The 12,892-nt window shown below is 70.7% G+C and carries 13 protein-coding genes; 9 read left to right on the top strand and 4 right to left on the bottom strand.

Features of this window, described 5'->3' with window-relative positions; genetic code table 11:
* The first annotated feature begins 15 nt into the window (after nucleotides 1-15).
* Nucleotides 16-1,107: a protease complex subunit PrcB family protein gene (locus HNQ07_RS04055; protein WP_184109585.1), complete on the top strand. Its 1,092-nt coding sequence runs from the start codon at nucleotides 16-18 to the stop codon at nucleotides 1,105-1,107.
* Between the two features lie 16 nt (nucleotides 1,108-1,123).
* Here the strand turns inward: HNQ07_RS04055 and HNQ07_RS04050 are convergent, their stop codons facing one another.
* A complete protein-coding gene (locus HNQ07_RS04050; protein ID WP_184109584.1) occupies nucleotides 1,124-1,552 on the bottom strand; it encodes a DoxX family protein in 429 nt (142 codons plus the stop codon).
* Between the two features lie 132 nt (nucleotides 1,553-1,684).
* Nucleotides 1,685-2,782, bottom strand: coding sequence for a BMP family lipoprotein (locus HNQ07_RS04045; RefSeq protein WP_184109583.1), 1,098 nt, complete (start codon nucleotides 2,780-2,782; stop codon nucleotides 1,685-1,687).
* 180 nt (nucleotides 2,783-2,962) lie between these two features.
* Here HNQ07_RS04045 and ligA point away from each other — a divergent pair, with 180 nt between their 5' ends.
* Genes ligA through HNQ07_RS04020 form a run of 5 tightly spaced genes read left to right on the top strand, consistent with a single transcriptional unit; the run spans nucleotide 2,963 to nucleotide 7,248 of the window.
* Nucleotides 2,963-5,053 (top strand): NAD-dependent DNA ligase LigA, encoded by a 2,091-nt coding sequence (ligA, locus tag HNQ07_RS04040; protein WP_184109582.1) that lies wholly within the window; start codon nucleotides 2,963-2,965, stop codon nucleotides 5,051-5,053.
* 36 nt (nucleotides 5,054-5,089) lie between these two features.
* Nucleotides 5,090-5,440 carry an Asp23/Gls24 family envelope stress response protein gene (locus HNQ07_RS04035; protein WP_184109581.1) on the top strand — a complete coding sequence of 117 codons (351 nt, stop codon included), beginning with the start codon at nucleotides 5,090-5,092 and terminating at the stop codon, nucleotides 5,438-5,440.
* Nucleotides 5,437-5,922, top strand: a complete 486-nt coding sequence (gene nusB, locus HNQ07_RS04030) for a transcription antitermination factor NusB (RefSeq protein ID WP_184109580.1) — start codon at nucleotides 5,437-5,439, stop codon at nucleotides 5,920-5,922. Before HNQ07_RS04035 ends, nusB begins: the two co-directional genes overlap by 4 nt.
* Nucleotides 5,919-6,803, top strand: coding sequence for a bifunctional methylenetetrahydrofolate dehydrogenase/methenyltetrahydrofolate cyclohydrolase FolD (gene folD, locus HNQ07_RS04025; protein ID WP_184109579.1), 885 nt, complete (start codon nucleotides 5,919-5,921; stop codon nucleotides 6,801-6,803). Before nusB ends, folD begins: the two co-directional genes overlap by 4 nt.
* Nucleotides 6,787-7,248 (top strand): divergent PAP2 family protein, encoded by a 462-nt coding sequence (locus tag HNQ07_RS04020; protein ID WP_184109578.1) that lies wholly within the window; start codon nucleotides 6,787-6,789, stop codon nucleotides 7,246-7,248. Before folD ends, HNQ07_RS04020 begins: the two co-directional genes overlap by 17 nt.
* A gap of 51 nt (nucleotides 7,249-7,299) precedes the next feature.
* On the opposite strand, the gene HNQ07_RS04015 is transcribed toward HNQ07_RS04020, so the two are convergent.
* Both HNQ07_RS04015 and HNQ07_RS04010 read right to left on the bottom strand, forming a co-directional pair.
* Nucleotides 7,300-7,680: an NADH-quinone oxidoreductase subunit 15 gene (locus HNQ07_RS04015; protein WP_184109577.1), complete on the bottom strand. Its 381-nt coding sequence runs from the start codon at nucleotides 7,678-7,680 to the stop codon at nucleotides 7,300-7,302.
* Between the two features lie 41 nt (nucleotides 7,681-7,721).
* Nucleotides 7,722-9,581, bottom strand: coding sequence for an alpha-amylase family glycosyl hydrolase (locus HNQ07_RS04010; RefSeq protein ID WP_184109576.1), 1,860 nt, complete (start codon nucleotides 9,579-9,581; stop codon nucleotides 7,722-7,724).
* Between the two features lie 212 nt (nucleotides 9,582-9,793).
* Between HNQ07_RS04010 and HNQ07_RS04005 the strand changes: the two genes are divergently transcribed.
* Genes HNQ07_RS04005 through HNQ07_RS03995 form a run of 3 tightly spaced genes read left to right on the top strand, consistent with a single transcriptional unit; the run spans nucleotide 9,794 to nucleotide 12,863 of the window.
* Nucleotides 9,794-10,441: a GntR family transcriptional regulator gene (locus HNQ07_RS04005; protein ID WP_229831742.1), complete on the top strand. Its 648-nt coding sequence runs from the start codon at nucleotides 9,794-9,796 to the stop codon at nucleotides 10,439-10,441.
* Nucleotides 10,442-10,490: 49 nt separating this feature from the next.
* On the top strand, nucleotides 10,491-11,651 hold the full coding sequence (locus HNQ07_RS04000) for an ABC transporter substrate-binding protein (protein ID WP_184109574.1): 1,161 nt from the start codon (nucleotides 10,491-10,493) through the stop codon (nucleotides 11,649-11,651).
* A 57-nt stretch (nucleotides 11,652-11,708) separates the two neighbouring features.
* Nucleotides 11,709-12,863 (top strand): ABC transporter substrate-binding protein, encoded by a 1,155-nt coding sequence (locus HNQ07_RS03995; RefSeq protein WP_184109573.1) that lies wholly within the window; start codon nucleotides 11,709-11,711, stop codon nucleotides 12,861-12,863.
* Nucleotides 12,864-12,892 lie beyond the last annotated feature (29 nt).

Raw genomic sequence — 12,892 nt, 5'->3', positions numbered from 1 at the left:
GCCTACGCTGTGGGCATGACTGCTGCCCACCCGTTTCCACGTCCGCTGCGGCGGGCGGCCCTCGCGGCGGCGCTCGTGGCGTCGGCGGGTCTGGTCGGCTGCCGCGCCACCGGCGCCGGAGCCGTCGAGGTGCACGAGGCTGTGCTGTACGGCGGTACGCAGGACCGGGTGGTGTGGATCTACGGCGGGCCGGACGCCGCGCGCACGACGCTGACCATCGACGGACACCGCGCCACTCTGGGGGACAGTTCGGCCGCCGGCGGCCTGCCCGGCACCCTGAGCGTGGACGGTCACGCCGCGTACCGCGTGAAGGCCGCGTCCCTGAGCGCTCCCTTCGCCGCCCGGCCCGAGGGCAGCCGGGTGCAGATCACCGCGAGCACCCCGGCCGTGACGACTGTCTATGCCACCGACGGCGAGCGCTGGACGCGGCTGAGCGGCACGTCGGGCATGGTGGACATGGCGCCCGCGACGTCCCTGCGCGGAGCCGGCCGCCTCACGGACGCGGAGGCGGACGCGCTGGGGGCGGCGCTGCTGCACCAGGGCCCGCTGTACGTGGCGGTGCTGGCCGAGGACTCGATCCCGGACACCCCGCTGACCCTTGACCCCGCACCCGGCACATACCGACGCACCGGCCTGTATGTCGCGGCGCCGCCGGCGGCGTCCGCCCCCAAGCCCTCGCCCGTCACAGCCACCACCGGAGACCGCGTGACCTACACCGAACTGAGCAGCGGCACCAACGCCCGCGTGAGCGCCCCGACCGTGCAGGTCGCCACCACCGACGCGGAGGTCGCCACGCTGTATACCCAGGCCCACGGCCGCCAGACGGATGTGCCCACTCCCGCCAGCGTCGGGAGCGGCACGGTCGTCGGCATCTTTCTCGGGCAGCGCAACACCGGCGGGTACGGCGTCCGCGTGGTGCGTGCCAGCGCGAGCGGAGGCGTCCTGACGCTGACGGTGCAGCTGCGCGTGCCGGGGCCCGGCAGCATCACCACGCAGGCCATCACGAGTCCGTGGACGCTGGTGAGGGTGGAGGGTACCTACACGCGCGTGGACGTCGTGGACGAGTTCGGCCAGCCCCTGCCCGTGGGCGGAGCCACCGACCGCTGAGCGGACGCCCGCCGCGTCAGCGCCGGCTGCGGGTCCGCTTCGCCGGCGCCACGGCGCCGGGCCGCCACCCGTCCACCGCCGGCTGACCCGCGCCGCCCACTGCGACGGCCGCACAGCCCGCGACGAGCAGGGCACACAGCTCGGCCAGCGTGACCGGCAGCAGGCCATGTGCCCAGCGGGCCACGGTCAGCAGCACCGTGACCCCGCCCAGCAGGCCCGCCAGGCCGCGGGCGCCCACACCCAGCACCAGCAGCACGCCGCCCAGCAGGTCCAGGATCGCTGTGACCGGCGCGACCAGCAGGGGGAGGGGCACGCCCGCCGCCGCGTACAGCCGGGTCAGGCCCGTCAGGCCGGTCGTGAACACCGCCTGCCAGCCGTGCACGGCGAACACGCCGCCCGTCGCGATCCTCACGAGGGCGAGCGCCAGATCCGGCCGGGGCGGCACCCGCCGAGTGTAATACGGATTCCGATTGATCCCCTGTGGTTGTCGGCACTGGTGGCAGGAGGCATTGGCGGCCAGCCGCCATCAAGCACAACGGCGACCCTCCGGGGTCGCCGCGTGCCGAAGACGTGCAGCTTACTTGGTCGGCACCTTGATCGAGCCGCTGATGATCTTGGCCTTGGCGGCCTCGACCTTCAGCACCTGCGCGCTGCTGATCAGGGCCTTGTTGTACTGGTCGACCGCGTAGCCCACGCCGCCTTCCTTCAGGCCGAACACGCGCTGGCCGCCCTTGAACTTGTTGTCCTTGACGTCGCTGATCAGGGTGTACACGGCGTTGTCCACACGCTTGAGCATGCTGGTCAGGCCGTGGTTGAGGGTGGCGGGGTTCTTGTCGAAGTCGCCCAGGTAGTTCTGGTTGCTGTCCACGCCGATGAAGAACAGCGGCCGGGTGTTGCCGGCGCACGCCGCCTTGTAGCTGGCGCTCTTGGACACCTTGGCGAAGTTGTCGCTGGTGAACTTCACGCCGGAGGGCAGGTTGGCGGCCTTCACGCACTGCGTCTGCTTGACGTAGTCGATCACGCCGTTGCCGCTCGCGCCGGCCGCCGCGAAGATGATGTCCGCGCCGCGCGAACGCATGCTGCCCGCGATTTCCTTGGCCTTGCCGGGGTTGTTCCACGCTTCCGGGGTGGTGCCCACGTACTGCGCGATGACCCGGGCGCTGGGGTTGGCGGCCTTCACGCCGGCGGTGTACCCGGCCTCGAACTTGTGGATCAGCGGGATGTCCATGCCGCCCACGAAGCCGACCACGCCGGTCGAGGAGTTCATGCCGGCGATGTAGCCGACCAGGTACGAGCCCTGCTCTTCCTGGAAGGTCAGGCTGGCGACGTTCTTCTGCGTCGACACGTCGTCCACCAGGCCGAAGGCGAGGTCGGGGTTGTCCTTGGCGACCTGCGAGATGCTGGCGTTGTTCGCGAAGCCCACGCCGATGGTCAGGTCAAAGCCCTCGTTGGCGAAGGAGCGGATGCCCTGGATGACCTGGCTGGGGTCGCTGGGTTCAAAGTCCTTGACCTGCACGCCCAGGGTCTTCACGGCGCGCTGGCTGCCTTCGTAGGCGCTCTGGTTGAAGCTCTTGTCGAATTTGCCGCCGGCGTCGTAGGCGATCCCGACGCGCATGGTCTGGGCGGCGGCGAGGGTGGTGCTCACGGCGAGGGCCAGGGTCACGAGCTTTTTCATGGTGGTTCCTCCAGGACTGAACTGCGGGGGTCTGCCTGCACAGAGTATAAGAAAACCGCAAGGTGTCTAGACCCACGGCAGCCGCCCGCTGTGGCAGGGACGGAGCGGTGTCCACCGTAGCGTCCGGACCTGACGCCGTTTTGATGGGAGCGGAACCGGGCGTGATGCTACGCTCAGGGCATGGATCAGCCCGCGTTCGATGCCTACCTCGCCCTGAGTCGGGACGTCGCCCGGCACAACCGCGCGTACCACGAGCAGGACGCGCCGGAGATCCCGGACAGCGAGTACGACGCGCTGGTCCGCCAGCTCCGCGCCCTGGAAGCCGCGAATCCTGAGTGGGCCGCCCGGGCCGCCGCCGAGGCCGGCGCGGCGAGCAGTCCGGCCCAGGCGGTCGGCGGCATGCCCAGCGCGGCGTTCCAGCCCGTGACGCACCCCACGCCCATGACCAGTCTCGACAACGTCTTCTCGGATGCCGAGCTAGGCGAGTGGCGCGAGAAACTGGCCCGCTCGCTGAACCTGCCGACGGACCACGACGATTTCACCTTCACCGGCGAACTCAAGATCGACGGCCTGAGCGTGAACCTGTACTACGTGGACGGCGAACTCCAGTGGGCCGCCACGCGCGGCAACGGCGCGGTGGGGGAGATCGTGACCGCACAGGTGCTCACGGTGCCCGGTATCCCCACGTCGCTGCCGGGCCTGACCGGCGAACTGGAAGTGCGCGGCGAGGTGTACATGTCCCGCGCCGATTTCGCCGCCTTCAACGCCCAGGCCGAGGAACTCGGCACGCCGCTGCTGAAGAACCCCCGCAACGGCGCGGCCGGAGCGCTGCGGCAGAAGGACCCCGAGGTCACGCGCTCGCGGCACCTGCGGGCGCTGTTCTACATGCTGGGCAAACGCGACGGCGTGCCGGTCACCACCCAGTCCGGGGTGCTGACATGGCTGGCGGCGCAGGGCTTCCCGGTCAGCGCGCATACGGAGACGCTGCACGGCATCGCGGCGGCGGCCGACTATCACGCGCGCATGATCGCCGCGCGTCAGAGCTTCGAGTTCGACGCCGACGGCACCGTGCTGAAACTCGATCCGCTGCGGCTGCAGGCCGAGGCGGGCTTTACCAGCCGAGCGCCGCGCTGGGCCATCGCGTACAAGTTCCCGGTCGAGGAAGTCGAGACGGTGCTGGAGAGCATCACCATCAACGTCGGGCGTACCGGGAAGCTGGCGCCGCTGGCACACCTCCAGCCGCGGCTGATCGAGGGCAGCACCGTCAGCCGCGCCACCCTGCACAACGAGGACTTCATCCGTGACCTGGGGCTGCACGTGGGCGACACCGTGGTGGTGCGCAAGTCCGGCGGCGTGATTCCGCAGATCATGCGCGTGCTGCCCGAGAAGCGGCCCGAGGGCGCCGTGCCCTACGCCTTTCCCACCCACTGCCCCGAGTGCGGTCACGAGGCCGTGCGCGCCGAGGGCGACGCGAACACCTACTGTCCGAACCCCGCGTGCCCGGCGCAGCAGTTCGAGCGCCTGCGTTACTTCGTGTCGCGCGGCGCGATGGACATCCGCGGTATCGGGGAAAAACTGATCGCGCAGCTCCTCGAGCACGGGTTGGTGCGCGACGCCGCCGACCTCTACGGCCTCACTGCCGAGCAGCTCGCCGGGCTGGAACGCGGCGGCGACAAGAAGGCGCAGAACATCCTGGGGCAGCTGGAGGCCAGCCGCACCCGCCCGCTGTGGCGCCTGGTGAACGCGCTGGGCGTGAACCACGTGGGCGAGCGCAACGCGCAGGCGCTGGCAAATGCCTTCGGCACTCTGGACGCCCTGCTGGCCGCCACACCCGAGCAGATCGCGGCGGTGCCGGGCCTGGGCGGCGTGATCGGGGAGAGCGTGGCCGGGGCGCTGGCCGATCCCAGCATGCAGGGGCTGATCGCCCGCCTGCGCGCCGCCGGCCTGAATCCGCAGGAGGCGGCGGCGGTGCGCGGCGAGCAGCTCAAGGGGCTGAACTTCGTGCTCACCGGCACGCTGTCGCGCCCGCGTGAGGCCATCAAGGCGCAGCTGGAACAGGCGGGCGGGCGCGTGACCGGCAGCGTGACCGGCAAGACCTCGTTCCTGATCGCGGGCGAGGAGGCCGGCAGCAAACTCGACCGCGCCCGCGAACTGGAGGTCGCCGTGCTCGACGAGGCGGGACTGGACGCGCTGCTGCGGGGGCGCGGTGTGCTGCCCCCGGAGCCCGGCGACCCCGACGCGGGTGCCAGCGACTACACTGCACTGGAGTGACGCGGCCCGCGGCGGCCGCGCCCGGAGGCATTACGCATGGCAACACCCGAAGTGGAGATCAGCAAACACGTGCTGCTGGATATCGCCAGCACCACCCTGGACGGCATCGAGGGCGCGTCCGTCGCGCCCGCCACCTTGAAGGTCGGAGAGGTGCTGCGCCCGCAGGCCAGCGCCCGGCGCCCCCGCGCCCTGAAGGTCACGCGCGAGGGCGGCGACGTCACCGTGGACGTCGGTCTGAACATCGACTACGGCCTGAATCTGGTGGCGCTGTCGCAGCGTGCGCAGCGGGCCGTGCGCGAGAACATCGAACTCATGACCGGCCTGAATGTCCGGGCCGTGAACGTGACCGTACAGAACGTGTGCCTGCCGAAGGGGCCGGTCTCTTGACGCGCCGCCGTGAACGGGGCGCCCGACCGGTCGGAACGCGCCGCGCCGCCCGCGAGTTCGTGTTCCGGGCGCTGTTCGAGGCTCAGCGCGGCGACCAGAGCCTGCGCGCCGCCTTCACCCGCGCCGAGGGCGCCATGCGGGAGGGCGACGACACCTTTCCGGCCCTGAGCGACGACGCCCTGAGCTTCGCCCACGAACTCATGGAGGGCCTGCTGGCCCACCAGGACGAGATCGACGGCACGCTCCAACGCACCATCCGTGGCTGGAGCTTCGAGCAGATGGCGCAGACCGACCTGAACATCCTGCGGCTCGCCACGCTGGAGATGATGTTCCGCCCGGAACCGCACCCGCCCGTTATCGAGAGCGCCGTGCGGATCGCGCGCAAGTTCGGCGGCGAGGACTCCGGCCGTTTCGTCAACGGCGTGCTGGCGGGTCTGAGCCGCAGCCTGGGGACCGCGGCGGCCACCCAGGAGGCCGAGTGACGACAGGCACGGCCACCCGCCTGGCCGGGCCGCCCGCCGCCGAGGCCGTGATCGCCACTGCCTCGGCGCAGGCAGCCGGTCTGCCCACGCCGCCGCACCTCGTGATCGTGCGGGTCGGGGACGACCCCGCCAGCGTCAGCTACGTGCGCGGCAAGGCGAAGAAGGCAGGCGAGGCGGGCCTGCGCTCCACCGTGCACGCGCTCCCCGAGGCGACCCCACAGGCCGACCTGCTCGCTCTGGTCGCCACGCTGAATGCCGACCCGGACGTACATGGCATCCTGGTGCAGCTCCCGCTGCCCGCCCACATCGCCGAGGAACCCGTGCTGGAGGCCATCGACCCCGACAAGGATGTGGACGGCCTGCACCCGGTGAACGTGGGCCGCCTGTGGTCAGGCCGCCCCGCCCTGGCGCCGTGCACTCCGGCGGGTATCATGGCCATGCTGGCGCACTACGGCGTTGCGGTCGCCGGGCGCCGCGTGGTGATCGTGGGCCGCAGCCGCCTGGTGGGCCGCCCGCTGGCCGGGCTGATGCTCGCGGCCGACGCCACCGTCACGGTCGCTCACAGCCGCACCCGCGACCTCGCGGCGATCACGCGCAGTGCGGACATCCTGGTCGCGGCCGTCGGGCGCGCGCACCTGATCACGCCCGACATGGTGGCGCCCGGCGCGGTCGTGATCGACGTGGGCATCAACCGCGTGGTGGGCGAGGACGGCAAGAGCCACCTGACCGGCGACGTGCACCCTCACGTCGCGGCTGTCGCGTCGGCCCTGACCCCCGTGCCCGGCGGCGTCGGCCCCATGACGGTCGCGCAGCTGATGGCGAACACCGTGCAGGCCGCCGAGCGGCAGCGATCCGGAGCCCTGGGTGAACTCCTTCGCTGACCTGCTCGGGAACCGCTGGTTGTGGACCGCGGTGCTGTCCTCGACCGGCGCGCAGGTGCTCAAGGTCATCCTGATCCTGCTGTTCGAGCGCCGCTGGCGCCCCGCCGCGTTCATGGAGACCGGCGGCATGCCCAGCAGCCACTCCGCGATGGTCGCGGCCCTCACGACCGGCGTGGCGCTCAGCGAGGGCATGAACAGCCCCCTGTTTGCCATGAGCGCCGTGTTCGCCCTGATCGTGATGTACGACGCGACCGGCGTGCGCCACAGCAGCGGCCAGCAGGCGCGGCTGCTGAACGAGCTGGTGGACGAACTGCGCGCCGTCGTGCGCGAGGGCTTCGCGCCCACGCCACTGCGCGTGCTGCTCGGCCACACCTACCTGGAAGTGCTGGCCGGCACGCTCATCGGCATCGGCGCGGGCTTTATCGCCTTCCGCGTGCTGCCGTGACCTGAACGAAAAAGGGCGGCCTGGTCTGGCCGCCCATGCTCTCGCGGTGTTCTACACCGCCACGCCGCGCACCACGCCGTCGAGCACCGTGGCGAGGCGTTCGCGGGTAAAGGGCCGCTTGCCTTCCAGCAGGCCGCCCTCGCCGGCATGCAGGTGCCAGTGCTTGCTGCCGCCCATCAGACGCAGGCTGACGCCCTTCAGGTCGACGTGGCGCGGGCTGACCGCTGCGACCACGAGGGGCTGGCCGCCACTGCCCAGCGCGACGCTCATGACCGTGGTCGGCAGGTCGTAGGGACGCTCCATGCGGTAGATGTAGTCGGGGAAGTCCGCGACCTTGGAGAACTCGAGGCCGCGCGCGGTCGCCTCGGCCTCCAGCCAGCCGAGCAGGGTGACCCAGTGCGAGTACAGTGCCGAATCCGCTGCATGTGCCATGTGGCACAAGTGTACGTCACGCGGCGGGGCGGGGGACGTCCTCAGCGCTGCACCAGCAGGCGGCCGCCGTGCGCGTCCAGCGTGACCTCGCCGCCCTGGAGGATTTCGCCGCCGAGCACGTCGTGCCACGCGCCATCCGGGAGCACCAGCGTGAGGGGATGCGGCTGCGCGAGGCGGCTGGCGACGGCCACGGCCCGCTCCGTCCGGCCGTCCGCGTGGGTGTACTCGCGCAGGAAGGCCAGGGCGTCGTCGCCAGCCGGCAGGAAGGTCAGGTCTCCGCGTTGCAGGGCCACTTCAGCCTTGCGGACCTGCACCAGCGCCTGCACGTGTGCCCGCAGGTCGGTGTTCCAGCGCGCCTCGTCCCAGGGCATGGGTTCGCGGCACCACGGCATGTTGCCGGGCCGCGACTGGCTCACGCCGACCTCGGTGCCGTAGTACATGCACGGCACGCCGGGGTACGCGATCAGCAGGGTGAACATCGCGGCGTAGCGCGCCGGGTCATTTCCCAGCCGGAACAGCGCCCGGCCGATGTCATGCGATTCGAGCAGGTTCACCATGGTCAGGGCGACCTGCGGCGGCAGCGCGTGGTACGCGTCCCACAGGATGTCCACGAGTTCCGCGCCGCCCAGACGGCTGGGTTCGTCGAAGTACGTGCGACCCGCCGCCCACTGCATGACGGGCAGGCCGAAGCCGTGGTAGTTCATGGCGCTGTCCTCGCCCTGACCGTCCAACGCGTGCTCCGGGTCGAAGAAGCGTTCGCCGAAGACGAAGGCGTCCGGACGTTCCTCCCGCGCGGCGCGCTTGAGGGTGCGGTGTAGCGGCAGATTGTCGGCGTCGGTGCCGCCTGCCCCGATCATGTGCGCGACGTCCAGGCGCCACCCGGCCGTCCCCCGGCGCAGCCAGTGGCGCACCACGCTCTCCTCGCCCGCCAGGAATTCCTGCACCGCGAACCCGCTCCGGTAATCGATCTTCGGCAGGGTGGGCACATCGAAGAACGAGTGGTACGGGGGCTTGCCCGGTTCGTCGCGCCACGTGAACAGCGAGCGTTCCGGGGCGTCCTCGCGCGACAGCGCCGCGCGGAACAGCGCGTTCTCGTTGCCCATGTGGTTGAACACGCCGTCCAGCACAATGCGAATGCCGGCAGCGTCGGCGCCCTGCACGAGTTCGTCCCACGCGGCCTCGCCGCCGAGATGGGGGTCGATGCGGCGGTAGTCCGTGATGTCGTAGCGGTGGTTGCTGGGCGACACGAAGACCGGCGTGAGCCACAGGCCCGTGATCCCGAGGTCTGTCAGGTACGGCAGTGCCTGCGCGATGCCGTTCAGGTCGCCGCCGTAATGGGCGTGGATGTCGCCCTCGCGAGTGACCGGGGTGTCCCACGCCACGTGCTGCACCGGGCGGCCCGCGTACTCGTACTCGCCGGTCTGCACGTCGTTGCCGGGGTCGCCGTTGCGGAAGCGGTCGGGGAAGATCTGGTAGAACACCGCCGTCCACGCCCACTCCGGCGCGGCGTAGCCGGCAAGGTACTGGAACCAGTCGCGGAAGCCGCGGCGGGTGTGGTGCACGCCCAGCCGGGTCACGTTCAGGTGGTCGTCCGGCAGGTGCAGCTGCCACGCGTAGCGCACGCGCAGGTCGTGCACCGGCAGCTCGGCCTCGAACCAGCGGCCCTCGCCGTGGGGCACGTGGATCTCGCGGGCGGGGTGGGACTCGATCTCCCCGACGCGCACGAAGCGCAGCGTCACGCCCGTGACGGGCAGCGTGGTCCGCAGCCGGAGGCGAACCGTGGAGCCGAGCAGTGCCCCGAGCACCTCGGTGTAGCCGGGGGTGGCGTCGTGCTGGGCGGCGGGCAGGGGCGCTGGGGACGGGAGGGCGAAGGGGGTCTGGCGGGTCGTGGGTTGGGTCATGGCGCTCCGGTGGGGTCAAGGGCACGCGCGGCACGGCCTCCTGGGGATCAGGTGTGGTCGTGCCGCGCGCGGCAGGCGTTGCCTTCGGGTTGTGCCGCCAGTGTGCCGCGCGGCGCGGGGGTGGTCAAGCGCGACGGGCTTGCACACCGGCCGATTACATGTAACACTTCCGGAGTACCACAACCTGCTCAATGTCACAAAGGAGCCCGCCCTTGCTGAAGCCCGTTGCCAGCACGCGCGTCGTCGACCTTGTCCGCGACCGCCTGCGCGCCGCCATCCTGTCCGGCGACCTGCCGCCCGGCACCCGTCTGAGTGTCCCGGAACTCGCCCGGCAGCTGGAAGTGTCCCGCTCGCCTGTCCGTGAGGCGGTCCTGCTGCTCGTCGGCGAGGGCCTCGCGGTCGAGCACACCCGCCGCGGCGTGGAGGTCGCCCGCCTCAACCTGGGCGACGTGCTGGAACTGTACGACCTGCGCGCCAGCATCGACGCCCTCGCCGCCCGGCTCGCCGCCGAACGCATGACGAGCACCGACCTCACCGCGCTGCGCGGCGTCCTGGACGCGCAGGGAGCCGCAGCGATCGGTGACCCCCGCTCCTTCCGGGACCTCGACGCCCGCTTCCACCAGATCATCGTGCAGACCTGCGGCAACAACCGCGTGATCCGCCACTCCGAACTCCTGATGCGCGAGATGCGCCTCGCCGGGCCGCTCCTGCTGAACGAGGCGTGGCACCTGAGACTCAGCCACGAGGAGCACCGCAGCATCGAGCGGGCGCTGCGGCAGCGGGACGGACCCGCCGCCGAGACCGCCATGCGCTCGCACCTCCAGCGCGTGTCCGACGCCGTCCGGCGCCACCATGCGTGAATCCCTGCCCACCCACCGTGGCACCGCCACACCCACAAAGGAGCTGCACATGCGCACAGTCCTCACCCTGACCGCCCTCGCCACCCTCGCCCTGAGCACGCAGGGGGCGGCGCAGGACACGATCAAGATCGGCGCGATCACGTCCGTCACCGGGCGCTTCGCGGAGTTCGGCAAGATGCAGCTCGCCGGCTTCAAGGTCGGCATCGAGGAGGTCAACCGCAAGGGCGGCGTCCTCGGCAAGAAACTCGAACTCATCATCGAGGACAACGCCAGCGACGTGAACAAGGGACTCGCCGCCGCCGAGCGCCTCGTGAACGCCGGCGTGCCGCTCGTGCTGAACGAGTACTCCAGCTCGCTCGTGAAGGCGCAGGCGCAGTACCTCGCGCGGCAGAAGGTGCCCAACCTGGTGTTCACGTCCAGCGGCGACGACATCACGAAGCCCGGCAGCGACTACACCTACCGCATGAACCAGCCCGCCACCGAGTACGCCCGCGTGATCCTGAACATCTTCCGCGACAACAAGTTCAAGACCATGGCGATCATCGCCGGCACCGGCGCCTTCGAGAAGTCCGTCGCGGACGCCGCGCAGAACTTTGCCAAGGCCTACGGCATCCAGGTCGTGGAGGACCAGCGCTACGACCAGGGCCTCACGGACTTCCGCCCGGTCCTGAACCGCATGAAGGCCAAGAACCCCGACGGCGTCCTGATGGTCTCCTACGCCGCCGACAGCGTCACCGTGATGCGGCAGGCGCGCGAGGTGGGCGTGAAGCCCCGGCTGTTCGCGGGCGGCGCGGCGGGATTCGCGCTGCCGGACTTCATCAAGGACAGCGGCAGCGCCGCCGAGAATGTCGTGACCGCCACCGCGTGGATCCCGCAGCTGCGCTACGCCGGCACGCAGAAGCTGAATGTCGACCTCAAGAAGGCGCTGGGCGGGGCCGATCCCAGCTACCACGCCGCGCAGGGCTACGCCGCGGTGCTCGTGGCGGCCGAGGCCCTCAAGGCGGCGGGCAGCACGGACCGCGAGAAGGTCAAGGCCGCGCTGAACGCCGTGAGCATGCAGACCGCCTTCGGCCCGATCCAGTTCAAGGACTACGACGGCTTCCGGAACCAGAACCCGCTCGCGATGGTCGCGCAGCAGGTGCAAAACGGCGTGTTCGTGCCGGTGTACCCCAAGGAGGTCGTGCCGCGCGCCATCAAGTTTGAACGCTGAGCTTCGCCCGGCGCGCCGTTCCCCAGGGAGCGGCGCGCTCCGTCCAGGAGGTTTCCCGTGACCCGGATCATCACCACCCTGCTCCTCGCCACCGCCGCCAGCGCCGCTGCCCAGGGCACCATCCAGATCGGCGCGATCACCAGCCTTTCGGGCCGCTTCGCCACCTTCGGGCAGATGCAGCAGGCCGGCTTCAAGGTCGCGCTCGACGAGGTCAACGCCCGGGGCGGCGTGAACGGCCAGAAGGTCGAGCTCGCCATTGAGGACGACGCCAGCGACACCAACAAGGCCCTCACGGCGGCCGAGAAGCTCGTGAACGCGAAGGTGCCGGTCGTGATCGGCGCGTACGCGAGCGGCATCACCAAGCCCCTGTCGCAGTACATGGCGCGCGTGAAGGTGCCGCTGCTCGTCGCGACCGCCGTGGACGAGACCATCACCAAGCCCGGCAACGCCTACACCTTCCGCGTGAACAACCAGTCGAGCGTGTACACCCGCTCACTCATCGATCAGCTGCGCAAGACGCCGGGCCTGAAGACGGCCGTGATCCTCACCAGCAACGACGCCTTCGGCAAGAGCGTCCTGACCGACGCGACCAAGCTGCTGCCCGGCGCCGGCTACACCATCCTGGGCAAGGACACCTACGACCAGGGCCTCACGGACTTCCGGCCCCTGCTGAACCGCTACAAGGGCCAGAACCCGGACGTCGTGATCTTCGCCTCGTACGAGCAGGACGCCGTGGCGCTCACGAAACAGGTCAAGGAGGTGGGCCTCAAGCCCCGCATCATCGCGGGGATCGCGACGGGCTTCGCGCTGCCGGCGTTCCTGACCGGCGCGGCCGACGCCGCCGAGGGCTTCCTGGTGACGATGGTCTGGAACCCCGACGTGCGCTACCCCGGCGCGCAGAACCTGTACACGCGCCTGAAGGCCGCGCTGGGCGGCGCGGAACCCAGCCAGCACGCCGCGCAGAGCTACGCCGCGATGCTCGCCGCCATCGACGCCGTGAAGCGCGCCGGCGGCACCGACCCCGAGAAGGTGCGCGCCGCCCTGGCCCAGACCAACCTCAAGACCGCCTTCGGACCGGTCGCGTTCCGCACGTACGGCGGGTACACCAACCAGAACTCCGTGGTGGGCCTGATCACGCAGGTGCAGGAGGGCAAGTTCGTGACGGTCGGACCCGCCAGCGCCGCCCGCGGCAAGCTGATTCTCGGCAAATAGTCCCTCTCCCACCCCCTGTCCTCAAGGAG

Source organism: Deinococcus metalli (genome assembly GCF_014201805.1).
In the GTDB taxonomy this organism is placed as follows: domain Bacteria; phylum Deinococcota; class Deinococci; order Deinococcales; family Deinococcaceae; genus Deinococcus; species Deinococcus metalli.
Note: the sequence above shows the minus strand (reverse complement) of the source record. Positions and strands in the feature narration are given on the sequence as shown.

Coding starts and splice junctions, on each gene's coding strand:
- HNQ07_RS04000 (WP_184109574.1), top strand. CDS start 10,491: ATGCGCACAGTCCTCACCCTGACCGCCCTCGCCACCCTCGCCCTGAGC.
- HNQ07_RS04045 (WP_184109583.1), bottom strand. CDS start 2,782: ATGAAAAAGCTCGTGACCCTGGCCCTCGCCGTGAGCACCACCCTCGCC.
- HNQ07_RS04015 (WP_184109577.1), bottom strand. CDS start 7,680: ATGGCACATGCAGCGGATTCGGCACTGTACTCGCACTGGGTCACCCTG.
- HNQ07_RS04035 (WP_184109581.1), top strand. CDS start 5,090: ATGGCAACACCCGAAGTGGAGATCAGCAAACACGTGCTGCTGGATATC.
- HNQ07_RS04010 (WP_184109576.1), bottom strand. CDS start 9,581: ATGACCCAACCCACGACCCGCCAGACCCCCTTCGCCCTCCCGTCCCCA.
- ligA (WP_184109582.1), top strand. CDS start 2,963: ATGGATCAGCCCGCGTTCGATGCCTACCTCGCCCTGAGTCGGGACGTC.
- HNQ07_RS04055 (WP_184109585.1), top strand. CDS start 16: ATGACTGCTGCCCACCCGTTTCCACGTCCGCTGCGGCGGGCGGCCCTC.